The organism is Mesorhizobium sp. M1252, from assembly GCF_040318265.1.
Taxonomy (GTDB): Bacteria; Pseudomonadota; Alphaproteobacteria; order Rhizobiales; family Rhizobiaceae; genus Mesorhizobium.
Genome location: NZ_JAMYLX010000006.1, coordinates 214,319 through 237,950, shown reverse-complemented (window position 1 = coordinate 237,950; position 23,632 = coordinate 214,319). Strand labels below are relative to the sequence as shown.

Annotated in this window: 29 protein-coding genes; 21 read left to right on the top strand and 8 right to left on the bottom strand. The window is 62.7% G+C overall.

Annotated elements, in window-relative coordinates; all coding sequences use genetic code 11:
* Nucleotides 1-321 precede the first annotated feature (321 nt).
* The 13 genes from coxB to NKH22_RS14665 all read left to right on the top strand — a co-directional run bounded on the left by coxB (nucleotide 322) and on the right by NKH22_RS14665 (nucleotide 10,257).
* Complete coding sequence (gene coxB / locus NKH22_RS14725; RefSeq protein WP_050485823.1) at nucleotides 322-1,218, top strand: cytochrome c oxidase subunit II; 897 nt, start codon at nucleotides 322-324, stop codon at nucleotides 1,216-1,218.
* 38 nt (nucleotides 1,219-1,256) lie between these two features.
* Nucleotides 1,257-2,909 (top strand): cytochrome c oxidase subunit I, encoded by a 1,653-nt coding sequence (gene ctaD, locus NKH22_RS14720; protein ID WP_023702013.1) that lies wholly within the window; start codon nucleotides 1,257-1,259, stop codon nucleotides 2,907-2,909.
* Nucleotides 2,910-2,981: 72 nt separating this feature from the next.
* Nucleotides 2,982-3,926 carry a heme o synthase gene (locus NKH22_RS14715; protein WP_023668419.1) on the top strand — a complete coding sequence of 315 codons (945 nt, stop codon included), beginning with the start codon at nucleotides 2,982-2,984 and terminating at the stop codon, nucleotides 3,924-3,926.
* The gene (locus tag NKH22_RS14710; RefSeq protein ID WP_023668418.1) at nucleotides 3,923-4,078 is read left to right on the top strand and encodes a cytochrome c oxidase system small membrane protein; all 156 of its coding nucleotides are present in this window, start codon (nucleotides 3,923-3,925) and stop codon (nucleotides 4,076-4,078) included. The genes NKH22_RS14715 and NKH22_RS14710 overlap by 4 nt, the downstream gene beginning before the upstream one ends.
* 8 nt (nucleotides 4,079-4,086) lie before the next feature.
* Nucleotides 4,087-4,713 carry a cytochrome c oxidase assembly protein gene (locus NKH22_RS14705; protein WP_023692073.1) on the top strand — a complete coding sequence of 209 codons (627 nt, stop codon included), beginning with the start codon at nucleotides 4,087-4,089 and terminating at the stop codon, nucleotides 4,711-4,713.
* A gap of 1 nt (nucleotide 4,714) precedes the next feature.
* Nucleotides 4,715-5,596: a cytochrome c oxidase subunit 3 gene (locus NKH22_RS14700; RefSeq protein ID WP_023668416.1), complete on the top strand. Its 882-nt coding sequence runs from the start codon at nucleotides 4,715-4,717 to the stop codon at nucleotides 5,594-5,596.
* A 76-nt stretch (nucleotides 5,597-5,672) separates the two neighbouring features.
* Nucleotides 5,673-5,813 carry a L,D-transpeptidase family protein gene (locus tag NKH22_RS14695; RefSeq protein ID WP_023702012.1) on the top strand — a complete coding sequence of 47 codons (141 nt, stop codon included), beginning with the start codon at nucleotides 5,673-5,675 and terminating at the stop codon, nucleotides 5,811-5,813.
* Nucleotides 5,814-5,826: 13 nt separating this feature from the next.
* Nucleotides 5,827-6,213 (top strand): DUF983 domain-containing protein, encoded by a 387-nt coding sequence (locus NKH22_RS14690; protein ID WP_023685423.1) that lies wholly within the window; start codon nucleotides 5,827-5,829, stop codon nucleotides 6,211-6,213.
* On the top strand, nucleotides 6,210-6,965 hold the full coding sequence (locus NKH22_RS14685) for an SURF1 family protein (protein ID WP_023702011.1): 756 nt from the start codon (nucleotides 6,210-6,212) through the stop codon (nucleotides 6,963-6,965). The genes NKH22_RS14690 and NKH22_RS14685 overlap by 4 nt, the downstream gene beginning before the upstream one ends.
* A 163-nt stretch (nucleotides 6,966-7,128) precedes the next feature.
* Nucleotides 7,129-8,139 carry a 4-hydroxy-3-methylbut-2-enyl diphosphate reductase gene (ispH, locus tag NKH22_RS14680; protein WP_352909954.1) on the top strand — a complete coding sequence of 337 codons (1,011 nt, stop codon included), beginning with the start codon at nucleotides 7,129-7,131 and terminating at the stop codon, nucleotides 8,137-8,139.
* 7 nt (nucleotides 8,140-8,146) lie between these two features.
* On the top strand, nucleotides 8,147-9,109 hold the full coding sequence (locus NKH22_RS14675) for a homoserine kinase (protein ID WP_027050051.1): 963 nt from the start codon (nucleotides 8,147-8,149) through the stop codon (nucleotides 9,107-9,109).
* The gene (gene rnhA, locus NKH22_RS14670) at nucleotides 9,106-9,642 is read left to right on the top strand and encodes a ribonuclease HI (RefSeq protein WP_023706667.1); all 537 of its coding nucleotides are present in this window, start codon (nucleotides 9,106-9,108) and stop codon (nucleotides 9,640-9,642) included. The genes NKH22_RS14675 and rnhA overlap by 4 nt, the downstream gene beginning before the upstream one ends.
* A gap of 30 nt (nucleotides 9,643-9,672) precedes the next feature.
* Complete coding sequence (locus NKH22_RS14665; RefSeq protein WP_027050050.1) at nucleotides 9,673-10,257, top strand: histidine phosphatase family protein; 585 nt, start codon at nucleotides 9,673-9,675, stop codon at nucleotides 10,255-10,257.
* A 72-nt stretch (nucleotides 10,258-10,329) separates the two neighbouring features.
* Here NKH22_RS14665 and NKH22_RS14660 read toward each other — a convergent pair whose 3' ends face one another.
* The 3 genes from NKH22_RS14660 to NKH22_RS14650 all read right to left on the bottom strand — a co-directional run bounded on the left by NKH22_RS14660 (nucleotide 10,330) and on the right by NKH22_RS14650 (nucleotide 12,297).
* Entirely contained in the window at nucleotides 10,330-10,809 is a 480-nt protein-coding gene (locus tag NKH22_RS14660; protein ID WP_023706669.1) for a DUF2938 domain-containing protein, read from the bottom strand.
* A gap of 87 nt (nucleotides 10,810-10,896) precedes the next feature.
* Nucleotides 10,897-11,379, bottom strand: a complete 483-nt coding sequence (locus tag NKH22_RS14655; protein WP_023698522.1) for a peroxiredoxin — start codon at nucleotides 11,377-11,379, stop codon at nucleotides 10,897-10,899.
* Nucleotides 11,380-11,490: 111 nt separating this feature from the next.
* Nucleotides 11,491-12,297, bottom strand: a complete 807-nt coding sequence (locus tag NKH22_RS14650) for a protein-disulfide reductase DsbD domain-containing protein (RefSeq protein WP_023706670.1) — start codon at nucleotides 12,295-12,297, stop codon at nucleotides 11,491-11,493.
* 215 nt (nucleotides 12,298-12,512) lie between these two features.
* On the opposite strand from NKH22_RS14650, the gene NKH22_RS14645 reads away from it, so the two are divergent.
* Entirely contained in the window at nucleotides 12,513-13,121 is a 609-nt protein-coding gene (locus NKH22_RS14645) for a YqgE/AlgH family protein (RefSeq protein ID WP_023668405.1), read from the top strand.
* Between the two features lie 196 nt (nucleotides 13,122-13,317).
* Here the strand turns inward: NKH22_RS14645 and NKH22_RS14640 are convergent, their stop codons facing one another.
* From NKH22_RS14640 to thrC, 4 genes are read right to left on the bottom strand one after another with little or no spacing between them, the layout of a single operon-like run.
* Nucleotides 13,318-16,206 (bottom strand): EAL domain-containing protein, encoded by a 2,889-nt coding sequence (locus NKH22_RS14640; RefSeq protein WP_352909949.1) that lies wholly within the window; start codon nucleotides 16,204-16,206, stop codon nucleotides 13,318-13,320.
* Between the two features lie 3 nt (nucleotides 16,207-16,209).
* Nucleotides 16,210-16,806, bottom strand: coding sequence for a GNAT family N-acetyltransferase (locus tag NKH22_RS14635; protein WP_023668403.1), 597 nt, complete (start codon nucleotides 16,804-16,806; stop codon nucleotides 16,210-16,212).
* Nucleotides 16,807-16,820: 14 nt separating this feature from the next.
* On the bottom strand, nucleotides 16,821-18,113 hold the full coding sequence (locus NKH22_RS14630; protein ID WP_023668402.1) for a M16 family metallopeptidase: 1,293 nt from the start codon (nucleotides 18,111-18,113) through the stop codon (nucleotides 16,821-16,823).
* Nucleotides 18,114-18,127: 14 nt separating this feature from the next.
* On the bottom strand, nucleotides 18,128-19,525 hold the full coding sequence (thrC, locus tag NKH22_RS14625) for a threonine synthase (RefSeq protein ID WP_023821037.1): 1,398 nt from the start codon (nucleotides 19,523-19,525) through the stop codon (nucleotides 18,128-18,130).
* Between the two features lie 128 nt (nucleotides 19,526-19,653).
* Between thrC and NKH22_RS14620 the strand changes: the two genes are divergently transcribed.
* From NKH22_RS14620 to NKH22_RS14590, 7 genes are all read left to right on the top strand, one after another.
* Entirely contained in the window at nucleotides 19,654-20,385 is a 732-nt protein-coding gene (locus NKH22_RS14620) for a hypothetical protein (RefSeq protein WP_023692064.1), read from the top strand.
* Between the two features lie 199 nt (nucleotides 20,386-20,584).
* Nucleotides 20,585-20,908: an ArsR/SmtB family transcription factor gene (locus tag NKH22_RS14615; RefSeq protein ID WP_023692063.1), complete on the top strand. Its 324-nt coding sequence runs from the start codon at nucleotides 20,585-20,587 to the stop codon at nucleotides 20,906-20,908.
* Nucleotides 20,905-21,330, top strand: coding sequence for an SRPBCC family protein (locus tag NKH22_RS14610; protein ID WP_023692062.1), 426 nt, complete (start codon nucleotides 20,905-20,907; stop codon nucleotides 21,328-21,330). Before NKH22_RS14615 ends, NKH22_RS14610 begins: the two co-directional genes overlap by 4 nt.
* A 57-nt stretch (nucleotides 21,331-21,387) precedes the next feature.
* On the top strand, nucleotides 21,388-21,780 hold the full coding sequence (locus NKH22_RS14605) for a VOC family protein (RefSeq protein WP_023692061.1): 393 nt from the start codon (nucleotides 21,388-21,390) through the stop codon (nucleotides 21,778-21,780).
* Between the two features lie 25 nt (nucleotides 21,781-21,805).
* Nucleotides 21,806-22,027 carry a hypothetical protein gene (locus tag NKH22_RS14600; protein ID WP_023668396.1) on the top strand — a complete coding sequence of 74 codons (222 nt, stop codon included), beginning with the start codon at nucleotides 21,806-21,808 and terminating at the stop codon, nucleotides 22,025-22,027.
* Nucleotides 22,028-22,030: 3 nt separating this feature from the next.
* Entirely contained in the window at nucleotides 22,031-22,489 is a 459-nt protein-coding gene (locus NKH22_RS14595) for a DUF1801 domain-containing protein (RefSeq protein ID WP_023692060.1), read from the top strand.
* Nucleotides 22,490-22,502: 13 nt separating this feature from the next.
* Nucleotides 22,503-22,934 carry a DUF1801 domain-containing protein gene (locus NKH22_RS14590; RefSeq protein WP_023807490.1) on the top strand — a complete coding sequence of 144 codons (432 nt, stop codon included), beginning with the start codon at nucleotides 22,503-22,505 and terminating at the stop codon, nucleotides 22,932-22,934.
* Between the two features lie 5 nt (nucleotides 22,935-22,939).
* Here NKH22_RS14590 and NKH22_RS14585 read toward each other — a convergent pair whose 3' ends face one another.
* Entirely contained in the window at nucleotides 22,940-23,626 is a 687-nt protein-coding gene (locus NKH22_RS14585) for an HAD family hydrolase (protein WP_352789216.1), read from the bottom strand.
* Nucleotides 23,627-23,632: the final 6 nt, after the last annotated feature.

The following is a 23,632-nucleotide window of genomic DNA, read 5'->3' as shown; positions in this document are numbered from 1 at the left end:
GCCAAGTAAAGGATAGGGCGACCGCCGGTCAGCCCCGGCAGGCGCAATAATGCGCTTTTCCCTAGCAAATTCGCCCGAATTGCGACCGTCAGGCGCATTCCGGACACAAGCCCGCATAGCCTGTCTGTCGACGACCCGCGCGGGCCACGAGGCCGTCGAAACAGCGCGGCAGCACTTGCGCGCAAAAATGCCGCACGGTTTCGCCCGCTCCTTTCTTGCGGAGGGAAATAGAGTATGGTTTGAACCACCCTTGGGACTGTCCGGGATTCCCATCCCGGCATTGTTCGATATTCTTGCGTCGCGATCGCGAGGAACCGGGAGATGAAGAGGGCGATGAGAAAATTCCCAGCAAGCGCCAAATTGATGGCAACGGCAGGCGCCGCCGCCGCATTTTTCGCCGGTGCCTCCGCCCATGCGGCCCAGCCGCAGCCGTGGGAGATGACTTTTCAGCCGCCGGCGACAGACATGATGCGGCAGATCGAGTGGTTCGGGAACTACACGATGTGGTTCGTCGTCCCGATCACTGCTTTGGTTCTGGCGCTTCTCGCCTGGTGCATCTTCAGGTTCCGCGCCAGCAAAAACCCGGTCCCGTCCAAGACCAGCCACAACACGCTGATCGAGATCATCTGGACAGTCGGGCCGGTCGTCGTCCTGCTGTTCATCGCCATTCCCTCGTTCCAGTTGCTGACGGCGCAGTACACGCCGCCGGAAGAGGCCAAGCTGACCGTCAAGGTAACGGGCAATCAGTGGAACTGGGACTATGAGTACCAGACCGAGAACACGCTCTCCTTCAACTCGGCCATCCTGCAGGACGCCGACCGAGCCGCGATCGGCAAGGAAGACCGCAAGGTCTATCCGCGCCTGCTGGCGGTCGACAACGAGCTGGTCGTGCCGGTCAACACCATGACGCGCGTCCTGGTTACCGCAGCCGACGTGATCCATTCTTTTGCCGTTCCGGCCTTCGGCATCAAGATGGACGCGGTTCCCGGCCGCACCAACGAGACGTGGTTCAAGGCGGAAAAGGAAGGCATCTATTACGGCCAGTGCTCGCAGCTCTGCGGCAAGGACCATGCCTTCATGCCGATCGCCGTCCGCGTCGTATCCGATGCGCAGTACAAGACCTGGCTGGCAGCAGCCAAGACCGACCTCCCCGGCGCCAACAAGGCGCTGATGGCCGAGGTCGACGGTACCAACAAGGTAGCGGCCGCCGGCAATTGATGCCGCGGGTTAGCAAGAATTAGGGAACGGAGCCGACCATGTCAGAAGCTGCAGCTCACGACGACCACGACCACAAGCCCTATCATGGCTGGGTCCGGTGGGTGTACTCCACCAACCACAAGGACATCGGCACGCTCTACCTGATCTTTGCGATCTTCGCGGGCATCGTCGGCGGCGCGCTTTCGGTCGTCATCCGCATGGAGCTGCAGGAGCCGGGCATCCAGATCTTCACCGGTCTGGCGCAGATGGTCTACGGCATGAACGGCGATGCCGCCATCGACGGCGGCAAGAGCATGTACAACGCCTTTGGCACCGCGCACGCGCTGATCATGATCTTCTTCATGGTCATGCCGGCGCTGATCGGCGGCTTCGCCAACTGGATGGTGCCGATCATGATCGGCGCCCCCGACATGGCCTTCCCGCGCATGAACAACATTTCGTTCTGGCTGCTGCCGCCGGCCTTCCTGCTGCTCATCGCTTCGGCTTTCATGCCGAGCGCGCCCGGCGCCTATGGCGTTGGCGGCGGCTGGACGCTCTATCCGCCGCTGTCGACCTCCGGCCAGCCCGGGCCGGCCATGGATCTGGCGATCCTGTCGATCCACATTGCCGGCGCGTCCTCGATCCTCGGCGCCATCAACTTCATCACCACCATTTTCAACATGCGCGCGCCGGGCATGACGCTGCACAAGATGCCGCTATTTGCCTGGTCGGTTCTGATCACCGCCTTCCTGCTGCTATTGTCGCTTCCGGTTCTGGCCGGTGGCATCACCATGCTGCTTACCGACCGCAATTTCGGCACCACCTTCTTCGCCCCGGACGGCGGCGGCGATCCGATCCTGTTCCAGCATCTGTTCTGGTTCTTTGGTCACCCCGAAGTGTACATCCTGATCCTGCCGGGCTTCGGCATCATCAGCCACATCGTCTCGACCTTCTCGAAGAAGCCGGTGTTCGGCTATCTCGGCATGGCCTACGCCATGGTCGCGATCGGCGCCGTCGGCTTCATCGTCTGGGCGCACCACATGTACACGACCGGCCTGTCGCTCGACACGCAGCGCTACTTCGTCTTTGCCACCATGGTCATCGCCGTGCCGACAGGCGTGAAGATCTTCTCCTGGATCGCGACGATGTGGGGCGGCTCGATCTCGTTCAAGACGCCGATGCTGTGGGCGCTGGGCTTCATCTTCCTGTTCACGGTCGGCGGTGTCACCGGCGTCCAGCTCGCCAATGCCGGCCTCGACCGCTCGCTGCATGACACCTATTTCGTCATTGCCCACTTCCACTATGTGCTGTCGCTGGGTGCGGTCTTCGCCATCTTCGCCGGCTGGTACTACTGGTTCCCCAAGATGACCGGCTACATGTACTCGCCGGTGATCGCCAACACCCACTTCTGGGTCACCTTCGTCGGCGTCAATTTGATCTTCTTCCCGCAGCATTTCCTCGGCCTCGCCGGCATGCCGCGCCGCACCATCGATTATCCCGACGCGTTCGCCGGCTGGAACATGGTGTCGTCCTACGGCTCCTATATATCGGCCGTCGGCGTGGTGATCTTCCTCTATGGCGTGTTCGAGGCCTTCCAGAAGAAGCGCGTCGCCGGCGCCAATCCGTGGGGCGAGGGTGCAACGACGCTCGAATGGCAGCTGCCTTCGCCGCCGCCTTTCCACCAGTGGGAACAGCTGCCCAAGATCAAGTGAAGGCAGCCCGAATACGAAACCGCCGGCCCGCCGGCGGTTTTCGGCCAACGGAATGATTGGACTTATGTACGCATGGCCCTTGTCGACGACCCAATGATTGACGAAGCGGGCTTTCGCATGTCGGAAGCCACGTCGGGCGATTTCTTCGCCCTGCTGAAGCCGCGCGTCATGTCGCTGGTGGTGTTCACGGCCTTTGTCGGCATGGTCGCTGCACCCGTGACCATCAACCCGCTGCTGGCGGTGATCGCCATCCTGGCCATTGCCATCGGCGCCGGCGCCTCTGGTGCGCTCAACATGTGGTACGACGCCGACATCGACGCAGTAATGAGCCGGACCGCCGGCCGCCCGGTACCCTCCGGCCGCATCCTGCCCGGCGAAGCCCTGAGCTTCGGCCTTGTGCTTTCGGTGCTATCGGTGATGACGCTGGGCGTACTGGTCAACTGGCTGTCGGCGGCGCTGCTTGCCTTCACCATCTTCTTCTACGCCGTCGTCTACACGATGTGGCTGAAGCGCTCGACGCCGCAGAACATCGTCATCGGCGGTGCCGCCGGCGCCATCCCGCCGGTCATCGGCTGGGCCGCGGTGACCGGAACGGTGAGCCTGGAAAGCCTCGTCCTGTTCCTGATCATCTTCCTGTGGACGCCGCCGCACTTCTGGGCGCTGGCACTGTTCAAGTCCGACGACTACGCCAAGGCCGGCATCCCGATGATGCCGAACGTTGCCGGCCAGGCCTCGACCCGCCGCCAGATCTTTGCCTACGCCCTGATCCTGGCGCCGATCGGTGTGCTGCCCTGGGTGCTCGGTTTCACCACCGCCTTCTATGGCGTCGCATCAGTGGCTCTCGGCGCCGGCTTCGTCTGGTATGCCTGGAAAGTGCTGTGCATGACCGATAGCGACCGCGTCATGAAGCCGGCCAAGGCTCTGTTCGCCTATTCGCTGCTCTACCTCTTCGCCATCTTCGCCATCTATCTTGCCGACTGTGTCGTCGGTCGCGCTTTGGCCATCGGTGGAGCATGACCATGATCGACAAGAAGCTTGAACTGGTCACGCTGACCGAAAGCCAGAAGAAGGCGCGGCGCAACCGTTCGGCGGCGATCGGCGTCGCGCTGGCGATTCTGGTCGTCATCTTCTACGTCGCGACCATCGTGAAATTCGGCCATACCGGATGAGGCCGATGATGACCCGCCAGACCGTGACCGATCCCAGGAAGAAGAACACCAACCGCGTCGTCGCCGCCGTCTGCGTCGCCTTCTTCGGCGGCATGATCGGCATGGCCTACGCCGCGGTGCCGCTCTACAAGATGTTCTGCCAGGCCACCGGCTATGGCGGCACGACGCAGCGCGCCGAAAAGCAATATGCCGGCCGCATCCTCGACCGCGACATCACCGTGCGCTTCGACGCCAACACCAACGGCATTCCGTGGCAGTTCCAGCCGGTCGCCCGTTCGGTCACCATCAAGATCGGCGAGACCACGCAGGCGCATTACAGCGCCACCAACAAGTTCGACCGCGCCGTTACCGGCCGCGCCACCTTCAACGTGCAGCCGGAACTGGCGGGCCCCTACTTCAACAAGGTCGAGTGTTTCTGCTTCACCGACACGACGCTGAAGCCCGGCGAGACGCTGGACATGCCGGTCGTGTTCTATGTGGATCCCGATATCGTCAACGTGCCGGAACTGAAGGACTTGAAGACGATCACCCTGTCCTACACCATGTTCCCGGTCCAAAAGAACAAGCCGGTGGCGTCATCGACGCCGGACAGCAGCAGCAAAGTTTCAGATACCGAAGCAAATCTCGGGGGTTGATATGGCAGACGCGCACGCAAAACCACAACACGACTACCATCTCGTCAACCCGAGCCCATGGCCCTTCCTGGGGTCGATCGGCGCGCTGGTGACTGCAGTCGGCGGCGTCGCCCTGATGCAGTATCTCAAGAACGGCGATTTTCCGATTTTCGGCCACAACATCGCGAATCCATGGCTGTTCTTCATCGGCCTGGTCATCGTCCTCTACACGATGTTTGCCTGGTGGTCGGACACCATCAAGGAAGCGCATGAGGGCCACCACACGCGCGTCGTGTCGCTGCATCTGCGCTACGGCATGATCATGTTCATCGCTTCGGAAGTGATGTTCTTCGTTGCCTGGTTCTGGGCCTATTTCGATGCCAGCCTGTTTCCGAGCGAAGTGCAGAATTACGCCCGCACCGCTTTCACTGGCGGCGTCTGGCCGCCGAAGGGTCTCGAAGTCCTCGATCCCTTCCATCTGCCGCTCTACAACACCATCATCCTGCTTCTGTCGGGCACCACGGTGACATGGGCGCACCATTCGCTCATCCATGGCGACCGCAAGGGCCTGATCAACGGCCTGGTGCTGACCGTCGGCCTCGGCATGCTGTTCACCATGGTGCAGGCCTACGAGTACATGCACGCTCCGTTCGGCTTCAAGGATTCCATCTACGGCGCCACCTTCTTCATGGCGACCGGCTTCCATGGCTTCCACGTCATCATCGGCACCATCTTCCTGCTGGTCTGCCTGATCCGCGCCTGGAAAGGCGACTTCACGCCCAAGCAGCATTTCGGCTTCGAGGCGGCTGCCTGGTACTGGCACTTCGTCGACGTGGTCTGGCTGTTCCTGTTCGCATCGATCTACGTCTGGGGATCGGTCGGCGCGGTGATCGAAGGCCACTGACGGCTTTCACCGAACCGACAAATCAGAAGGGCGGTCGCGGCAACGCGGTCGCCTTTCTTCTTTTCGGCGCCCGTTAATGTCCAACGGAATCGGCTGGTCGGGCTGGCTGCTTCAAATGGTCGACTGGACCGATGGCTGCATTGGGGTTACCGACTGCGACATGGATGAAATCTGGACTATGGTGCCGGATGGAACGCTGATCGAAATCGAGCCGTAAAGCATGACTATCCATGAGTGAAGATAGGGCGATCTGGCCACCCATCGAGCCGATCTCGGCCGGCCTGCACGGACGCTGCCCGCGCTGCGGCGAAGGACGGCTGTTTTCCGGCTTCCTCACCGTCGGCAAGCGCTGCAACAATTGCGGCCTCGACTATTCCTACGCCGATGCCGGCGACGGCCCGGCGGTGTTCGTCATCCTGATCATCGGCTTCATCGTCGTCGGGCTGGCGCTGTGGGTGGAGGTGACGCTGAGCCCGCCGCTCTGGCTGCATTTCATCATCTGGATACCGCTGGCCGTGGGACTGTGCCTGACGGCGCTGAGGTTGATCAAGGGGGTGCTGCTGACGCTTCAATACGCCAACAAGGCGGCCGAAGGCCGCCTGGACCAGGGGCAATGAGCGAGGCGCTGACCAAGCCCGCCGGCCGCTCGCGGCCGAAGACGGCATTGCTGCTCGGCCTCGGCCTGGTGGTGTTCGTCATCCTGCTCGGGCTTGGCACATGGCAGGTGCAGCGCCTGTACTGGAAGGAAGCCCTTCTGCAGACCATCGACCAGCGCACCCATTCAGCGCCGCAGCCGCTGGCGGACGTCGAGAAGGAATTCGCCGCAACCGGTGATGTCGACTACACGCCGGTCACCGTCAGCGGGACGTTCCTGCACTCCGGCGAGCGGCATTTCTACGCCACCTGGGACGGCGACGCCGGCTTCAACGTCTATACCCCGCTGGCCCTCGACGATGGCCGCTATGTCCTGATCAACCGCGGCTTCGTTCCCTATGATCTCAAGGATGCCGCCAAGCGCCCGCAAGGGCAGGTGACCGGCAAGGTCACGGTCACCGGCCTGGCGCGCAACCCGCTGCCGGCCAAGCCGTCGATGATGCTGCCCGACAATGACATGGCCAAGAACATCTTCTATTGGAAGGATCGTGACGTCATGGCGGCGAGTGCCGGCCTGCCGGCCGGTGCCGTGCTGGTGCCGATCTTCATCGACGCCGACAAGACGCCGAACCCGGGCGGGCTGCCGGTCGGCGGCGTCACCATCATCGACCTGCCGAACTCTCATCTGCAATATGCCTTCACCTGGTATGGCCTGGCGGCGGCTCTTGCCGCGGTTCTGATCGTCAGGCTGCGCCGTCCGGCAAAGACTGAATGATCCAGAGCATCATCCCGAAAAGTGGGAACCGGTTTTCGGACAAGATCATGCTCCAACAAAGAGTTAGATCAGGCTGACCATTCAACCTGATCTCAACTGCCCTTGACAGGGCAGGGGTGCACACCTCATTTCGCGTCACGATACGATCAACCGATCTGGAATCATGCTGCAGACCGCCACAAAACCACCGCTGACGATCCGGCTCTGCCAGCCGCGCGGCTTTTGCGCCGGTGTCGACCGCGCGATCCAGATCGTCGTGCTGGCGTTGAAGAAATACGGCGCGCCGGTCTATGTCCGCCACGAGATCGTGCACAACCGCTATGTCGTCAAGGGCCTGCAAAGCCTTGGCGCGGTTTTCATCGAGGAACTCTCTGAAATCCCGGCCGAGCACCGCAAGTCGCCGGTTGTCTTCTCGGCCCACGGCGTGCCGAAATCGGTGCCGGCCGACGCCAAGGCACGCGAGCTCTTCTATCTCGACGCCACCTGCCCGCTGGTGTCCAAGGTGCACAAGCAGGCGATGCGCCATCAGCGGCTCGGCCGCCATGTGCTTCTGATCGGCCATGCCGGCCATCCCGAAGTGATCGGCACCATGGGCCAACTGGCTGAAGGCGCCGTCACGCTGATCGAGACCGAAGCCGACGCTGGGACCTTTGCCCCCGCCGACCCGGAAGCGCTCGGCTTCGTAAGCCAGACAACGTTGTCGGTCGAAGACACTGCCGGCATATTGCGGGTGCTGCAGGAGCGCTTCCCGCAACTGCATGCACCGGCCGCCGAATCGATCTGCTACGCCACCACCAACCGCCAGGAAGCGGTCAAGGAAACCGCCGCCGGCGCCGATCTCTATCTGATCGTCGGTGCGCCCAATTCCTCCAATTCGCGCCGTCTTGTCGAAGTGGCGGAGCGCGCCGGCGCCACCATGTCGCTTCTCGTACAGCGCGCCGCCGAAATTCCGTGGAATGACATCACAAATATCTCGACGCTCGGCCTGTCTGCCGGCGCGTCGGCGCCGGAGATCATCGTCGACGAGATCATCGACGCCTTCCGCCAGCGCTTCGAGGTGAACATCGACCTGGCGATCACGGCCACCGAAACGGAGGATTTTCCAGTCATGCGGGTTCTGCGCGATGTAGAACTGACGCGGGCCGACATGGCCTTCGTCAACGGAGCCGCGTGAACAGCCCATGGCGGTCTACACCGACGTCAATGAGGGCGAACTCGGCGCGTTCCTGAGGGCATATCCAGTCGGCGAACTCTTGTCCTACAAGGGTATCGCCGAAGGCACGGAGAATTCGAATTTCCTGCTGCACACCTCAAGCGGCTCTTACATACTGACGCTCTACGAGAAGCGCGTCGACAAGGCCGACCTGCCGTTCTTCCTCGGCCTGATGGGCCATCTCGCCCGCAAAGGCATTTCCTGTCCGCTGCCGGTGACCGCGCATGACGGCACCGTCATCGGCACGCTGGCCGGCCGTCCCGCGGTCATCATCACCTTCCTCGAAGGCCTGTCGCTGCGGCGGCCGACAGCGGCGCATTGCGCGGAGGTCGGCAAGTCCCTCGCCGCACTGCATTTGGCCGGGCAGGATTTTGCGATGACGCGTGACAACGCACTGGCAATCGAGGGCTGGCGCAAATTGTGGAACGCCTCGCGCGACCGCGCCGACGAGGTGGAGCCGGGACTGGCGGCCGAGGTCGACGCTGATTTCGCCGACTTCGGACGCCATTGGCCGCAAGGCCTGCCGACAGGCATCATCCATGCCGATCTGTTTCCCGACAATGTCTTCTTCCTCGGCGAAAGACTGTCCGGCCTCATCGACTTCTATTTCGCCTGCAACGACCTCTACGCCTATGACGTCGCCACCTGCCTCAATGCTTGGTGTTTCGAGAAGGATTTCTCCTTCAACCTGACCAAAGGCACGGCGCTGCTGGCCGGCTATCAGAGCGTGCGGCCTTTGAGCGATGGCGAGAAAGCAGCGCTGCCGATGCTTTCGCGCGGTTCGGCGCTGCGCTTCATGCTGACCCGGCTCTATGACTGGCTGACGGTTCCCGAGGGCGGGCTGGTCATGAAGCGCGATCCGACCGAATATATCCGCCGCATGCGCTTCCACCGCGCGATCAGGTCGCCTTCGGAATACGGACTGACATGACCAAGCAGGTTGAAATCTTCACCGACGGCGCCTGCTCGGGCAATCCCGGTCCCGGCGGCTGGGGCGCCATCCTGCGCTTCAACGGCAAGACCAGGGAATTGTCGGGCGGCGAGGCCGAGACGACCAATAACCGTATGGAGCTGCTGGCCGCCATCTCGGCGCTGAATGCGCTGAAGGAGCCGTGCGCCGTCGAGCTTCACACCGACAGCAAATATGTCATGGACGGTATCTCCAAATGGATCCACGGCTGGAAGAAAAACGGCTGGAAGACCGCTGACAAGAAGCCAGTCAAGAACGGTGAACTGTGGCAGGCGCTGGATGAGGCCAATCGGCGCCACAAGGTGACCTGGAACTGGGTCAAGGGCCATGCCGGCCACTCCGAGAACGAACGCGCCGACGAACTCGCAAGGGAAGGCATGGCGCCGTTCAAGAGGGGCTCAGCCAAACCTGCGGCGCTGAAAGTGGCGCTGAAGCCGGCGGCATCCGAGAAGCAACCGGCGCCACGGGCACGGCGCTCGACCCAGAGCTATTGAGCTCAAGCTATCGGCAAGGGGATCTCACTCATGCCGATCGTATACTACATCACCCATCCCCAGGTTCAGATCGATGCCAACGTTCCCGTGCCGCACTGGGGGCTGTCCGAGATCGGACGAGCGCGAGCATCAGCCATGCTCGATCAGCCATGGGTCGGATCGATCCGCCGTGTCGTCTCGTCGGCCGAGCGCAAGGCGATCGAAACCGCCGAGATTCTTGGCAAACACCTCGGCCTCGCGGTCGAGGTGAGGGAGCGCATGCATGAGAACGTTCGGTCGGCAACCGGCTTCCTGCCGCCGCCGGAGTTCGAGGTGGTCGCCGACCAGTTCTTCGCCAACCCGCACAAAAGCATCCGCGGCTGGGAACGGGCCATCGACGCCCAGCAACGCATTGTCAGCGAGGTCGAAACGGTGCTGGGTGCTGCCGACGGCGGCGACATTGCCTTCGTCGGCCATGGCGGCGTCGGAACATTGCTGCTGCTCTCGCTCAGCGGCCGCGCAATCAGCCGCGCGGCGGACCAGCCGGCCGGCGGTGGTAATTACTTCGCCTATGATGTCGGCACGCGCCGCGTCGTCCACGGATGGCGGCCGATAGACAGTCTGGCGCCGCGCTAAAGCGGATGTCAGGAGATCATCGATACCGTAGCCGCGATGAAGCCGCGCGCGACCAACAGATAGAACCCGTCCTCAGCGGATCAGCAGGGCCGTGCCGTAGAGGCCGAGCGCGAACACCGTGTGCGAGATCACGTTGAAGGCGCGGATCTGCATCGCGTTGGGGCGCTTTGAGGCAGCCCAGCCGCCGCCCATGCCGGGCGCCAGCAGGAACCAGCCGGCGCCGATGGTGACCATGCCGAGGATGAAGGCCGGCAGGAAGGTCGGCGCGTCCAACCATGCCGTGCCCACCAGCGCCACCAGGATGAAGCCGTAGACGATGCCGGTGACATAGTGGAAAGCCCAGCCCAGCGCCTGCTCATGCGCATAGGGTGCGGCTTGGGCGATATCGTCGTGGAAAACCTTGCCTTCCCTAAGGTGCCAGACCCAGCGGCCGGGCGGCCCCCAGTTCGGCCGCGGCTGACTGAGCGCCAGATGCAGGAACAGCGCCCAAAGATCCATCAGCACCGTGGCGCCGATGCCAATCGCAATGCTGCGCCAGATGATGTCAAACATCGTCGATGTCCCCCAAAGCAGGCAATCCGGCTGGAAGCGCGTGGTCGTCAGGCCATGGCGTTCATGAGCCGAGGCGGCCGCCGCGGTTTAGAGCTGGCTCAGAATGTGAGCGGCACCCGACGTGTCGACTCCTGGCTTGGTCTCGACGTTGAGCGCGGTGACCTTGCCGTTGTCGACGATCATCGAGAAGCGCTTCGAGCGCAATCCCATGCCGCCGCTGGAATAGTCGGAGTCGAGGCCGATCGACCTGGCGAAGTCGCCATTGCCGTCGGCGAGATAGAGGATCTTGCCTTGACCGCCGGTGAAATTGGCCCAGGCGCCCATGACATGGACATCGTTGACGGACACGACGGCGATGGTGTCGACGCCGCGGGCCAGGATGGCATCGTGGTTCTCGAGATAGCCCGGCAGATGATTGTTGCTGCAGGTCGGCGTGAAGGCGCCTGGAACGCCGAACAGCACGACCTTCTTGCCCGCGAAAATCTCGGCCGAGGTGATCACCTTGGCGCCGTCGGCGGTCATTTCCTTGAAGGTCGCATCGGGCAGTTTGTCGCCAACGGCAATCGTCATGATGGTCCTCGTGTGAAAAGCAGGGAAGGTTTCTTGCGATAGCGAAATCGGGCATCTCCCGCAACCGCCGACAAGGCCTGGATCAAGGGAAAGCCCGGATCGGGTTCGGTATCAGGGGAACGGCAGAACGCCCTCGACCGCGCCTTCGGCACTTGTCAGGGTGTAATACAACCCGCCATCGGTCGGTGTCGTCGACGGCCGGTCGAGGATCGGAATGGTAAATACCAGCCGGCCGTCCTTTTCGCTGCGTGCAGGCGCCCCGAACATATAATCGCGTCCCCCGGCGACGAATAAATCCGCCGCCTCCGGATCTCCGGGAAAAGTCGCCTCGACCATCAGCGTCTCATGGTCGCCCGGCAGCACCTTGATCCCGAAATCGGGCTTGGCAGGCGCGGGCAAGGTGGCGAGTGCAGCCTTCACCAGCGCCGCATCCTCGGCATTGTCGGGATCGGCGGCGGGATCGACGCTCAGCCGCGTCTGCACCGGAATACAGATCGTCTCGCAGATGCCAAGAAAGATGTCGGCATCGATGACGGCCGCATCCCCAGGCGACGACAAAGTGAATGTCACCGGCAGCGAGACCGGATGGTTGTAGCCGGCCCATTTGCCGTAGCCGTCGTCATGGCGCTGCGGCGGCGGGAAGGAAAACGCCGCATCGGTGATGTTGGTGCTGGCCGAAACGTCGATCTGCGGCGGCACGCCGGCGTCGCCCGGATCGCGCCAATAAGTTTTCCAGCCGGGCTTGAGCGCGATGTCGAGCACGCCCTGTATGCGACCGGCCTCGTCGGCCTTGCCTGTTGTCACCAGCCGCACCTTGCCGCCTTCGCTGTTGTACCATTCCGACGAGGAGGCGGCGGCGGGCAGGACTGCTCCGCATCCGATAGCAATACCGAGCAGCAGGATTTTCAAGCTTTGCATGGCGTTGATTTGATCGTCAGTTCATGGCCGCGCAATGTTTTCATGGCGCTCTGCGTATCATATTTGCGTGACCTTCGGGCAAGGAACAGTTGGCTTCAAGCAATCGGCCGAGTGAAGTTCGCAGTCAAGATTCCGTTGTTCCAACCGTTGGGCTTTGGCCGAATCGCACGCGGCGCATCTTTTCGGCGTCCCGGAAACGCGTTACGCTCCAGTCCATGGACTTGTTGCGCCACAAAAAGACAGCCGGTGGACGCGGCTTTCTTGACGACCAGTTCCTGATTGCCATGCCCGGCATGAAGGACGATCGCTTCACGCGCTCGGTCATCTACATCTGCGCGCACAGCGATGAAGGCGCCATGGGCCTGATCATCAACCAGACGCAACAGATGCTGTTTCCCGATCTTCTGGTGCAGCTCGGCATCATGAACGAGCAGGAGGCGATCAGGCTGCCGGCGCAGGCTCGCGACTTCGTCGTGCGCAATGGCGGCCCCGTCGACCGTAGCCGCGGCTTCGTCCTGCACTCGGGCGACTACCGGGTGGAATCCTCGCTCACCGTCTCCGACGATATCTGCCTGACCGCGACGGTCGACATATTGCGCGCCATCTCGTCCGGCCGCGGCCCGCGGCGCGCGTTGATGGCGCTCGGCTATTCCGGCTGGGGCGCCGGCCAGCTGGAAACCGAGATCGCCGAGAATGGCTGGCTGACCTGCCCGGCCACGCCGGAGCTGCTGTTCGACGCCGACATCGAGCGGAAGTACGACCGCATCCTGGCATCGATCGGGATTGATCTGGCGCATTTGAGCCTGGCCGCGGGGCACGCCTGAGGCCTCGCCTTCGCCGACGTTCCGCCGAACCTTCGCGACTAGCCGAAGCCGCCCGCCACTTTCGTCATCCTAGGGTCTGCGCTGCGGCGCTGCGCTCCTTGCTTCGCCCCAGGATGACGAAGGCGCGGTCGCTTCAGCTAATTTTCGGGGTTCATTCCAATGTAACCACGCGCCTGCACGACGCATGCCTCACCCATCACGCCTGCGTCATCGGGTACTGCTCTTTCAACGCCTTCAGCACCTGGTCGCCTGGCATCGGCGCGCCGAACATGAAGCTTTGCACATATTCGCAGCCCATCTGGCGCAGTTCCAGCGCATCGCTTTCGTCGGAGATGCCCTCGGCCACCACCGACAGGCCGAGTTCATGCGCCATGTTGACCATGGATTTGAGCAGCACCGCCCGCTTCGGCGTCGCGTCGTCGACGAAGCTCTTGTCGATCTTGATGGTGTCGAAGGGGAAGCGGGTCAGATAGGCGAGCGAGGAATAGCCGGTGCCGAAATCGTCCAGCGACAGGCCGATGCCGAGCTGCTTGAGCTTGGTCAGCACATGCGAGGTCTGCTCTGGATTGTCCATGACCAGCGATTCGGTAAGTTCGAGCCGGAAGCAGCGCGGCTTCAGATTGGCGCGGGCGATGACCGAGCGGACATCGCTGACCAGGTCGCGGCGGATCAGCTGGCGGCTGGACAGATTGACCGACACCGACAGCGGGGTGTCGCCGATCTGCTTTTGCCAGCCGGCGAGGTCTTCGGCAGCCTGCTGCATGGCAAACAGCCCAAGCTGCACGATCAGGCCACAGCTTTCGGCGACCGGAATGAAATCGCCGGGCGGGATCATGCCGCGGCGCGGATGGTCCCAACGCAGCAGCGCTTCGAAGCCGGCAATGCTGCCGTCCTCCAGCCGCACGATCGGCTGGTAGGCAAGGGTGAATTCGCGCCGCTCGATGGCGCGGCGCAGATCGGATTCGAATTGCAGCCGGTCGGTGCCGACGGTGCGGAAGGCCGGCCGGAACGGCTCGATCCTGTCGCCGCCGAAGCGCTTGGCCTGGTGCATGGCAAGCTCGGCGTCCTTGACCATGTCTTCTGCCGAAGTCTGCGCCGAGGTCCAGGTGATCAGGCCGATCGAGGCAGTCAGCACGATCTCGCGCTTGGCGAAGGTGATCGGGTTGTTGATGGCGTGCTTGATGGCGTCTGCCACCGCCGCGATGCGGGAGGGTTCCTGTTCGGAGAGCAGCATCAGGGCGAACTGGTCACCGGCAAAGCGCGACAGCGAATCCTTAGGTTTCAACAGCCGGTGCAAGCGGCGCGCAATGGTGAGCAGGATGGTATCGCCGGCCGAGATGCCAAGCCCGTCATTGACCTGCTTGAAACGGTCGATGTCGATGACGAAGACGGTGGGGCGCACCTTCTCTTCGGTGCGCGCGATCGAGATGATGGCTTCCAGCCGGTTCATCAGAAGTTCGCGGTTGGGCAGGCCGGTCAGATTGTCGTGAACGGCATCGTGCAGCAGCCTTTCCTCGGACTTTTTCTGCTCGGTAACGTCGACCATGGTGCCGACGCAGCGAATCACTTCGCCATCCGAGCCGATCACCGGCCGCGCCCGAAGCAAGAACCAGTGGTAGTGCCCGTCGGCGCCGCGCAGGCGGAAATTCTGCGAGACCCGGCCGCGCCGATGTTCGAGCACCACGTCGAGGGTGGTGCGGAACGTGTCGCGGTCGTCGGCATGCAGCACCGGCAGCCAGTTGCGGGCCGCACCCCCCAGGCTGTTGGGCGCCAGGCCAAGCTGGATGCTGACGTCGGGCTTGGTGACGACGCGGTCGCGCAGCACGTCCCAGTCCCACACCGTGTCGCCGGAGCCGGCGACGGCCAGCGCCTGGCGCTCGAGATCGGAGAACAGGCCCTGATGCAGCGCGCCGCCGGCAAAGGCATGCTGCATGACGGTGAAGCCGATCAAAAGGATGATCAGGATCAGCCCGCCGCCCAATGCCGGCTGGGCGATGTCGTTGTCGAGCATGCCGGCGATCGCCATCCACGACCCGCACAGCCATAGCAGCACCATCACCCAACTGGGCACCAGCATGATCGCACGGTCGTAACCACGAAGACCGAGCAGGATGATGAGGCCGAGCCCGGTCAGCGCGGTGGCGGCAAAGGACAGCCGGGCAATACCGGCGGCGACGGCCGGATCGATGATGGCCACACCCGCGATCAGCACCAGGCCGAGAATCCAGACCAGCGCGCCATAGCTGAAATGCCCGTGCCACCGGTTGAGGTTGAGATAGGCGAACAGGAACACCACGAAGGTCGCCGCAAGCGCCACCTCCGTTCCCGCCCGCCACATCTGCTCGTTGCCGGGCGATATCTCTATGATCTTGTTCAGAAAGCCGAAATCGACGCAGATATAGGCAAGTACCGCCCACGCAAGTGCGGCTGTCGCCGGAAACATCGAGGTTCCCTTGACGACGAAAAGGATGGTCAGGAACAGCGCCAGCAGCCCGGCGATGCCGATGACGATGCCGCGAAACAGCGTGTAGGAATTGACCGAGTCCTTGTAGGCTTCCGGCTCCCATAGATAGACCTGCGGCAGCTTCGGCGAGGCGAGTTCGGCGATGAAGGTGATCACCGTTCCCGGGTTCAGCGTCACCCGGAACACGTCGGCGTCGGAGCTTGACTGGCGGTCGAGCGCGAAGCCCTCGCTGGGTGTGATCGCGGCGATGCGGGTGGCGCCGAGATCGGGCCAGAAGATGCCGGAATTCACCAGCCTGAAATGCGGCGCCACGATCAGCCGGTCAAGCTGCTGGTCGGTGGTATTGGCGAGCGCGAACACCGCCCAGTCACCGCTCGAGCGCGCGTCATTGGCCTCGACCTCGATGCGCCGGACGATGCCATCGGGGCCGGGTGCGGTCGACACCTGGAAGTTTTCGCCCTGGTTGCGGTAAATCTCGACGGCGCGCGACAGGTCGAGCGCGACATCGTCGCGGGCAATCTTGATCGGTTCGACGGCGAAGGCCGGGAGCGCCGCGCAAAGCGTGACGACAACCGCCAGAACAAAGGCCAACAGCGACCCGTTTCGCAGGAAATTCGTCAAAAATCAGTCCTTCGTTCCAGCGCCCGGCGGATCGTCCGCGATCCGGGCGTAGAGGTAGTGGTCCTGCCAGATGCCGTTGATCCTGAGGTAGGATCGCAGAAGTCCTTCGCGCCGGAATCCGGCTTTTTCAAGCACGCGGATCGACCGGACATTGTCGGGAATACAGGCAGCTTCGATCCGGTGCAACCTCAGCGTATCGAAGGCGAAGCGGCAGACCACCTTGACCGCGTCGGTCATCAGGCCGCGGCCGCCAAACCGCTCCCCGATCCAGTACCCGACATGGCCGCTTTGCGAGACGCCGTGGCGGATATTGCCGAGCGTAATGCCGCCGGCAAGCTTGCCGCTCGCCTTCTCGAAGATGAAGAAGGCGATGGCTGTCCCCTGCGCATAGTCTTCGCGGTAGCGGCCGATGCGCAGCCGCCAGGCGGTGCGGTCGAGTTCATCGGGCGTCCAGCGCGGCTCCCACGGTTCGAGGAAGGCACGGCTTTCGCCGCGCACCGCTGACCATTCGCGATAGTCGTTGGTGTAGGGCACGCGCAGCATGACCCGGTCGCCTTTCAGTGCCGGCAGGTCACGGCGAAAGAAAGGGAGCGCGAACACCGGCGCTTGAAGGCTTAGACGGCGAGCTTGCGGGCCGTGGTGTGCGTGCCCGCAAGCGAATCGAGAATCGCCTCATAGGGCGCGAGCGTACCCACCGGTCCAACCGCGGTCAGCGTCGGCTTGGTCGAAAACAGCCGGGACGAAAGGTCGGTCAGCCGCTCGACGGTCAGCGCCGACAGCCGTTCCATCAATTCCTCCTTGGCGATCGGCCGACCGAACAGAAGCAGCTGCCTGGCGATCTGCGAGGCGCGGCTGGCCGGGCTTTCAGCCGACATGATCAGGCCGGCGCGATATTGCGCGCGGGCGCGGTCGAGCTCTTCCTGAAGGATATTCTCGCCGGCCTTCTGCAGCTCGTCGATAATGACCGGCACCAGTTCGGCAATGTCGCTCTGCCCGGTCGCGGCATGAACGCCGAAGATGCCGGTATCGGAAAAACCCCAGTGGAAGGCATAGACCGAATAGCACAGGCCACGCTTTTCGCGGACCTCCTGGAACAGCCGGGACGACATGCCGCCGCCGAGGATCATCGACAGCACCTGCGAAGCGTAGAAATCGCGCACATGATAGGCTCGGCCTTCGAAGCCGAGCACGATCTGCGCGTCCATCAGGTCGCGATCCTCGCGGAAATCGCCGCCGACATACTGCGCATATTGCGGCATCGTGCTGTCGGACTTGCTGCGGAAACCGCCGAGCTGCTTTTCGACCTCGCGCACGAAATTGTCGTGCTTGATGTCGCCGGCCGCCACGATCACCATCTTCTCGGCGCCATATTGGCGCTCGATGAAATCATGCAGCTGTTTGGAGGTGAAGGATTTGACGGTTTCCGGCGTGCCGAGGATCGAGCGGCCGATCGTCTGGTGGCGGAAGGCGGTCTCGGTGAAACGGTCGAAGACGATGTCGTCGGGTGTGTCGTGCGCGGCGCCGATCTCCTGCAGGATCACATGCTGCTCGCGCTCCAGTTCCTCCGGGTCGAATTCGGACTCCTGCAGGATATCGGCAAGGATATCCACCGCCAGCGGCACATCGTCGGACAGCACCCTGGCGTAATAGGACGTCGTCTCGACTGATGTGGCGGCATTGATCTCGCCGCCGACATCCTCGATTTCCGAGGCGATCTCGAAGGCCGTCCGCCTTTTCGTACCCTTGAAGGCCATATGCTCGAGCAGATGGGCCATTCCGTGCTCGTCGTCACGCTCATTGCGGGCGCCGGACTTGACCCAGGCGCCAAGGGCAACGGATTCGAGGCTTGGAAGGGTTTCGGTGGCGACTGTCAGGCCGTTCGACAGACGGCTTACCTCAACACCCATATGGCAAGTACTCCCTAACGCGCTGCCCTTGAGTGGCGGCTCACGTAATCTTCCACCATTTTCAGGTCGGATGGAAGTACCGTGTACTTTTCGTCGGCTGACATCAAGGACCCCAGCCATGCGGGCAGGGCCGGCGACACGCCGCAGGCGGCTTCGACCGCGGCCGGGAACTTGGCCGGGTGCGCCGTGCCCAGCACCACCATCGGCACTGCACCGTCAGCCTTGCCGGCGGCGACATGCACGGCCGCGGCCGTGTGCGGATCGAGCAGATAATTGCTGGATTCGAGCGTTGAACGGATGGTGGCGGCAACCTCGTCCATATCAGCGCGTCCGGCGTCGAATTCGGACCGCATCCGGTCGATTTCCGCGGTTTCGATGGTGAAGGCGCCGGATTGCTTGAGGCCGGCCATGTAACGCCGCACCGTCTCTGCGTTACGGTCGCAGGCCTCGAACAGCAGTCGCTCGAAGTTCGACGATACCTGGATGTCCATCGATGGCGACGTCGTCGCAAACACACCCTTGGTGCGGTATTCACCGGTCGCGAAAGTGCGCGCCAATATGTCGTTGTCGTTGGTGGCGACGATCAGCCGCTCGATCGGCAGGCCCATCTTCTTAGCGGCGTAACCGGCGAAAATATCGCCGAAATTGCCGGTCGGCACGGTAAAGGAGACCGGCCTGTCCGGCGCGCCGAGCGAAAGCGCCGAGGAAAAATAATAGACGATCTGGGCCATGATGCGGGCCCAGTTGATCGAATTGACGCCCGACAGCGACACGCGATCACGAAAACGATGATCGTTGAACATATCCTTCAGCAGGCCCTGGCAATCGTCGAAATTGCCTTCGATCGCCAGCGCCTTGACGTTGGCGGCAGTCGATGTCGTCATCTGCCGCTGCTGCACCGGCGAGACGCGGCCATGCGGGAACATCACGAAAATGTCAGTTCGGTCGCGGCCGGCGAAGGCATCGATGGCGGCGCCGCCAGTGTCACCCGAGGTCGCGCCGACGATGGTGGCGCGCTGGCCACGCTCAGTCAGTACATGGTCCATCAGCCGGGCAAGCAGCTGCATGGCAACGTCCTTGAAGGCCAGCGTCGGACCGTGGAAGAGCTCGAGGATGAACGTGTTGGCGCCGGTCTGCACCAGCGGGCAGACGGCCCGGTGGCGGAAGTTGGCATAGGCTTCTCGCACCAGGCGCTCGAAGACGGGTGCGGCGATCTCGCCGCCGAGGAAGGGCGTCAGCACGCGGATGGCGAGGTCCGCATAGGGCAGGCCGCGCATGGCGCGGATCTCGGCTGCCGAAAACTGCGGCCATGTCTGCGGCACATAAAGCCCGCCGTCGCGGGCCAGCCCCGCCAGCACCGCATCGGCAAATCCAAGCACGGGCGCATCCCCGCGGGTACTCACATAGCGCATCGTCAAAGGTCCATTGCTGCCGCCGGTTTCATCCACGGCAATTGGTTAATTTTCCGAGCCGCCTCAGTCGCATTTTTGCCGTGGCGTTGCTATACGTCACCAACTTTGCGAGAGGGAAGTGCAGTTTCATGGCGTTTCATAAGTTCAACCGTCGCTTTGTCGCGGGTCTGGCGCTAACCGGCTTTATGCTTGCCGCCGCCGGTTGCCAATCGAGCGACAATGGCATCCTCAATCTCGGTTTCGGCAAGAAGACCGACCCGAATGCGCCAATACCGCCTCAGGATCCCAAGGTTCTCGCCAGCCAGTTGCAGGCCTACTGCCCGAAAGTGACGGTGCGTGACGGCACCGCATACTTCAATACCTACGCCAAGGGCGCGCCGCAGCCGAAAAAGAAAAAGGCTGATGCAACACAGGATGCCGAGGCCGCTGCCGCCGCGCAGACGGCGCCTGACGGCTCCATCGTCGATCCGAACAAGGATCCGGCCAAGATCATCTACCAGGCCTCGATCAGCGATGTGAGCCGCGATTGCAGCCGTGCCAACGGCCAGTTGACGATGAAGGTTGGCGTTGCCGGCAAGATCGTGCCGGGACCGCTGTTCGCCCCCGGCACCATCACCATGCCGATCCGCATTGCCGTCATGCACGGCCCCGACGTACTTTATTCGCAGATCCACCCCTATCAGATCCAGGTCAGCGATCCCTCGACCGCCACCCAGTTCGTGTTCACCGATCCCAACGTCGTCGTGCCCGAACCCTCCGCCCGGGATTACACTGTCTATGCCGGCTATGACGACACCGCGCCGGCGGCGGCGGACAAGAAGTCCGGCAAGAAAAAGAAGCGCGCTCCCGCGACGAACTAAGCGCCTGGGCGCCGTCGCTGCTGCGACGGTGCCGGTCAACTCTTTGAAAGATCCAAACGATCCGATCGTAATCCTGCAGGCGTGCGCCTGCGGCAGGTCGCGTCTGCGCTTTAATCTCGATCCATTCCGCCAGCGCACTTGACTCATCCATATCCCGGCGGTTATACGTCAACCAATAGCTCGCAGGTTATTGATCCCGATGCCGGACGCCCACGATACTTTGTTCAGAACGCTTGCCGACCCGACCCGGCGGGCCATCTTCGAGCGCTTGTGCCGCCAAGGTGAGCAGACCGTGGGGGCGCTGACGGCGCAGTCCGGGGTCTCGCAACCGGCGGTGTCGAAGCATCTCGGCGTCCTGAAGCTGGCCGGCCTGGTGCGTGACCGCCACGCCGGACGCCAGACCCACTACAGCGCGCAGCCCGAGGCACTTGGCCCGCTGACCGACTGGACAGTTCAAATGACTGGATTCTGGGAGAGCCGCTTCGATGATCTCGAGAGCCTGCTGAAAAGGATGGACCAGTGAGCAATCTCGAGCTGCGCACCGTCGTCGTCGAACGTGAAATATCCTGGCCGGCGGAGAAGATCTGGCGCGCGTTGACGCAGCCGCATCTGATTGAGGAATGGCTCATGAAGAACGATTTCAAGCCTGTCGTCGGCCACAGCTTCAATCTTCGCGGCGACTGGGGCGGCGTGCTCGACTGCGAGGTGCTGGCCATCGAGCAAAACAGGACGCTGTCCTACAGCTGGGATTTTGCGCATGAGGATGCCGCCTACAATCTGACGAGCGTGGTGACGTTCACGCTCACACCCACGAGCTCGGGAACCCATCTGCGCGTCGAGCAGTCGGGCTTCCATCCGAGCCAGAAGCAGGCCTATGGCGGCGCCAGGGCCGGGTGGCAGCAATTCCTCACCAAGCTGGAGCAGGTCCTGGCGAAGCCGGATTGAAGCCTGCCGGTACCATGCCCTGATCGCGGGGCACCGAATGCAAAAAGGAGTAAATCGATGAAGATCAAGCTGACCAGCGTCTATGTGGACAACCAGGACAACGCACTGCGCTTCTACACCGACGTGCTGGGCTTTGCCGTGAAGGCCGACTTCAGCAATGGGCCTTTTCGTTGGCTGACCGTCATCTCACCCGATGAGCCCGATGGAGCCGAGCTACAGCTGGCGCTCAACGACAACCCGGCCGCCAAGGCCTACCAGCAGGCCATCTTCAAGCAGGGGCAGCCCGCGCTCATGCTGTTCACCGACGACGTCAAGGGTGATTACGAGCGCATCAAGGGACGCGGCGGTGCGTTCGCCATGGCGCCGACAGAAGTGACCGGCTCGACTATCGCCCAGCTCAACGACAGCTGCGGCAATCTCATCCAGATCACCCAACTGGCGCGTTGGTAGGCGCTGGTTTCAAGAGGAAGTTGCAATGAACTTGAGCAAATGGATACGTCAAACCCATCGTTGGCTGTCGATCATCTTCACGCTGACCGTGGCAGCCAATTTCATCACCATGGCGTTCGGGCAACCTCCGGCCTGGGTGGTCTATTCGCCGCTGCTGCCGCTATTCCTGCTGCTGTTCAGCGGCCTCTACATGTTCGTGCTGCCTTACGTCGCGAGATCGCGTGGCGAGCAGGGCGCGCAAGGGTAGGACATGGCCAAGGCGCCGGGAAAATCGAAGGTCGCAAAACCGGCCCCAGACAAGCCGGAAAAGCCGGTCCTGCTTTCGGGCGGCAACCCGCAGATCCCGAAGGCCTATGGGGACGCTCCGGTGCAGGCATATATTGCTGCCATGCCGGGCTGGAAAAGCGATGTCGGGCGCTGGATCGACGCACTTATCGTCAGCGCCGTCCCCGGCGTCTGCAAGGCGGTGAAGTGGAACTCACCGTTCTATGGCATCGAGGGCGAGGGTTGGTTCCTCAGCCTGCATTGCTTCACCAGATACGTCAAAGTCGCCTACTTTCGCGGCACGTCGCTCGATCCTGTGCCTCCCGGCGGTTCCAGGCAAAAGGAAGTGCGCTATCTCGACATCCATGAAGGCGAAGAGATCGACGAAGCCCGCTTCGCCTCCTGGGTGAAGCAGGCCAGCCGATTGCCCGGCGAGAAGATGTGAACGGAGGCAGACCATGAAGATCAGCATATCGAGCAAGGATGAGGGAGGCGCCTCTGCCTCCGAGCGGATAGATGCCCGAATCCGGGAGCTGGACGATTGGCGGGGCAAGACGTTGGCCAGCCTGCGCAAGACCATCCTCGACGCCGACCCGGAAATCATCGAGGAGTGGAAGTGGATGGGCAGCCCGGTATGGTCACGCGACGGCATGATCGCCGTCGGCAACGCTCACAAGGACAAGGTGAAGCTGACCTTTTCTCACGGCGCCAGCCTGTCGGATCCCGACAGGCTGTTCAACAACGGGCTCAACGGCAAGGTGTGGCGCGCCATCGATGTGTCGGAGGGCGACGTGATCGATGCGGATGCGCTGAAAGCGCTCGTCCGCGCCGCGATTGCCTACAACAGGGCTAAGAAGAAACCGGCCAGGTCGGCCAAAGCCAAGGACTGATCGGTTCAGGCGTCCGACCACTCCGACAGAGCGGCAATCACACTTTTCAGTTCGGCCCAGCGGCGGATGACGGTTTCGGCTCCGGCTTCGGTCAGCACATCGGCATGGCCGGGATAGCTGTGCGCGGCGCCGGTGAAGCCGATCACGCGCATGCCGGCGGCCCTGGCGCCGGTGACGCCGTGCACCGAATCCTCGATGACGAAGGTGTTTGCCGGATTGGCGTTGAGTTGCTCCGCCGCGATCAGGAACACATCCGGCGCGGGCTTGGTTTTCTTGCTTGGTATTTCCAGCGCTGAAAAAATCCGGCCGGCGAAGAACGGCAGCAGGCCCACTTTCTCCAGCATGAACTCGATCCGCTCGGAGCGTGAGTTCGAGCAGACGCAGCGCGGCGCGGTCACCGCCGCGACCGCCTCGCGCACGCCGTCGATGGCGCGCACGTCGCTGCGCAGTTTGCGGTCGACCAGCTCTTCGGCGCGGTCGATCATCGAGGCCTGGAACGGGATCGCGGACTTCGCCTCGACCCGCATCATGATGTCCTTGAAGGTCAGTCCGGCATAGGTTTCGGCGTATTCCTCAGCCGAGATTTCATATCCGGCCAAGGTCAGCAATTCGGCCTCGACGCGGGCTGCGATGATTTCGGAATCGACGAGCACGCCGTCGCAATCGAAGATGACAAGATCTGGCTGGGGCATGGCAAT

What these genes read in the sequence shown, in the direction of transcription:
- coxB (WP_050485823.1), top strand. Translation starts at nt 322, where the DNA reads ATGAAGAGGGCGATGAGAAAATTCCCAGCAAGCGCCAAATTGATGGCA.
- ctaD (WP_023702013.1), top strand. Translation starts at nt 1,257, where the DNA reads ATGTCAGAAGCTGCAGCTCACGACGACCACGACCACAAGCCCTATCAT.
- NKH22_RS14715 (WP_023668419.1), top strand. Translation starts at nt 2,982, where the DNA reads ATGGCCCTTGTCGACGACCCAATGATTGACGAAGCGGGCTTTCGCATG.
- NKH22_RS14710 (WP_023668418.1), top strand. Translation starts at nt 3,923, where the DNA reads ATGACCATGATCGACAAGAAGCTTGAACTGGTCACGCTGACCGAAAGC.
- NKH22_RS14705 (WP_023692073.1), top strand. Translation starts at nt 4,087, where the DNA reads ATGACCCGCCAGACCGTGACCGATCCCAGGAAGAAGAACACCAACCGC.
- NKH22_RS14700 (WP_023668416.1), top strand. Translation starts at nt 4,715, where the DNA reads ATGGCAGACGCGCACGCAAAACCACAACACGACTACCATCTCGTCAAC.
- NKH22_RS14695 (WP_023702012.1), top strand. Translation starts at nt 5,673, where the DNA reads ATGTCCAACGGAATCGGCTGGTCGGGCTGGCTGCTTCAAATGGTCGAC.
- NKH22_RS14690 (WP_023685423.1), top strand. Translation starts at nt 5,827, where the DNA reads ATGAGTGAAGATAGGGCGATCTGGCCACCCATCGAGCCGATCTCGGCC.
- NKH22_RS14685 (WP_023702011.1), top strand. Translation starts at nt 6,210, where the DNA reads ATGAGCGAGGCGCTGACCAAGCCCGCCGGCCGCTCGCGGCCGAAGACG.
- ispH (WP_352909954.1), top strand. Translation starts at nt 7,129, where the DNA reads ATGCTGCAGACCGCCACAAAACCACCGCTGACGATCCGGCTCTGCCAG.
- NKH22_RS14675 (WP_027050051.1), top strand. Translation starts at nt 8,147, where the DNA reads ATGGCGGTCTACACCGACGTCAATGAGGGCGAACTCGGCGCGTTCCTG.
- rnhA (WP_023706667.1), top strand. Translation starts at nt 9,106, where the DNA reads ATGACCAAGCAGGTTGAAATCTTCACCGACGGCGCCTGCTCGGGCAAT.
- NKH22_RS14665 (WP_027050050.1), top strand. Translation starts at nt 9,673, where the DNA reads ATGCCGATCGTATACTACATCACCCATCCCCAGGTTCAGATCGATGCC.
- NKH22_RS14660 (WP_023706669.1), bottom strand. Translation starts at nt 10,809, where the DNA reads ATGTTTGACATCATCTGGCGCAGCATTGCGATTGGCATCGGCGCCACG.
- NKH22_RS14655 (WP_023698522.1), bottom strand. Translation starts at nt 11,379, where the DNA reads ATGACGATTGCCGTTGGCGACAAACTGCCCGATGCGACCTTCAAGGAA.
- NKH22_RS14650 (WP_023706670.1), bottom strand. Translation starts at nt 12,297, where the DNA reads ATGCAAAGCTTGAAAATCCTGCTGCTCGGTATTGCTATCGGATGCGGA.
- NKH22_RS14645 (WP_023668405.1), top strand. Translation starts at nt 12,513, where the DNA reads ATGGACTTGTTGCGCCACAAAAAGACAGCCGGTGGACGCGGCTTTCTT.
- NKH22_RS14630 (WP_023668402.1), bottom strand. Translation starts at nt 18,113, where the DNA reads ATGGGTGTTGAGGTAAGCCGTCTGTCGAACGGCCTGACAGTCGCCACC.
- thrC (WP_023821037.1), bottom strand. Translation starts at nt 19,525, where the DNA reads ATGCGCTATGTGAGTACCCGCGGGGATGCGCCCGTGCTTGGATTTGCC.
- NKH22_RS14620 (WP_023692064.1), top strand. Translation starts at nt 19,654, where the DNA reads ATGGCGTTTCATAAGTTCAACCGTCGCTTTGTCGCGGGTCTGGCGCTA.
- NKH22_RS14615 (WP_023692063.1), top strand. Translation starts at nt 20,585, where the DNA reads ATGCCGGACGCCCACGATACTTTGTTCAGAACGCTTGCCGACCCGACC.
- NKH22_RS14605 (WP_023692061.1), top strand. Translation starts at nt 21,388, where the DNA reads ATGAAGATCAAGCTGACCAGCGTCTATGTGGACAACCAGGACAACGCA.
- NKH22_RS14600 (WP_023668396.1), top strand. Translation starts at nt 21,806, where the DNA reads ATGAACTTGAGCAAATGGATACGTCAAACCCATCGTTGGCTGTCGATC.
- NKH22_RS14595 (WP_023692060.1), top strand. Translation starts at nt 22,031, where the DNA reads ATGGCCAAGGCGCCGGGAAAATCGAAGGTCGCAAAACCGGCCCCAGAC.
- NKH22_RS14590 (WP_023807490.1), top strand. Translation starts at nt 22,503, where the DNA reads ATGAAGATCAGCATATCGAGCAAGGATGAGGGAGGCGCCTCTGCCTCC.
- NKH22_RS14585 (WP_352789216.1), bottom strand. Translation starts at nt 23,626, where the DNA reads ATGCCCCAGCCAGATCTTGTCATCTTCGATTGCGACGGCGTGCTCGTC.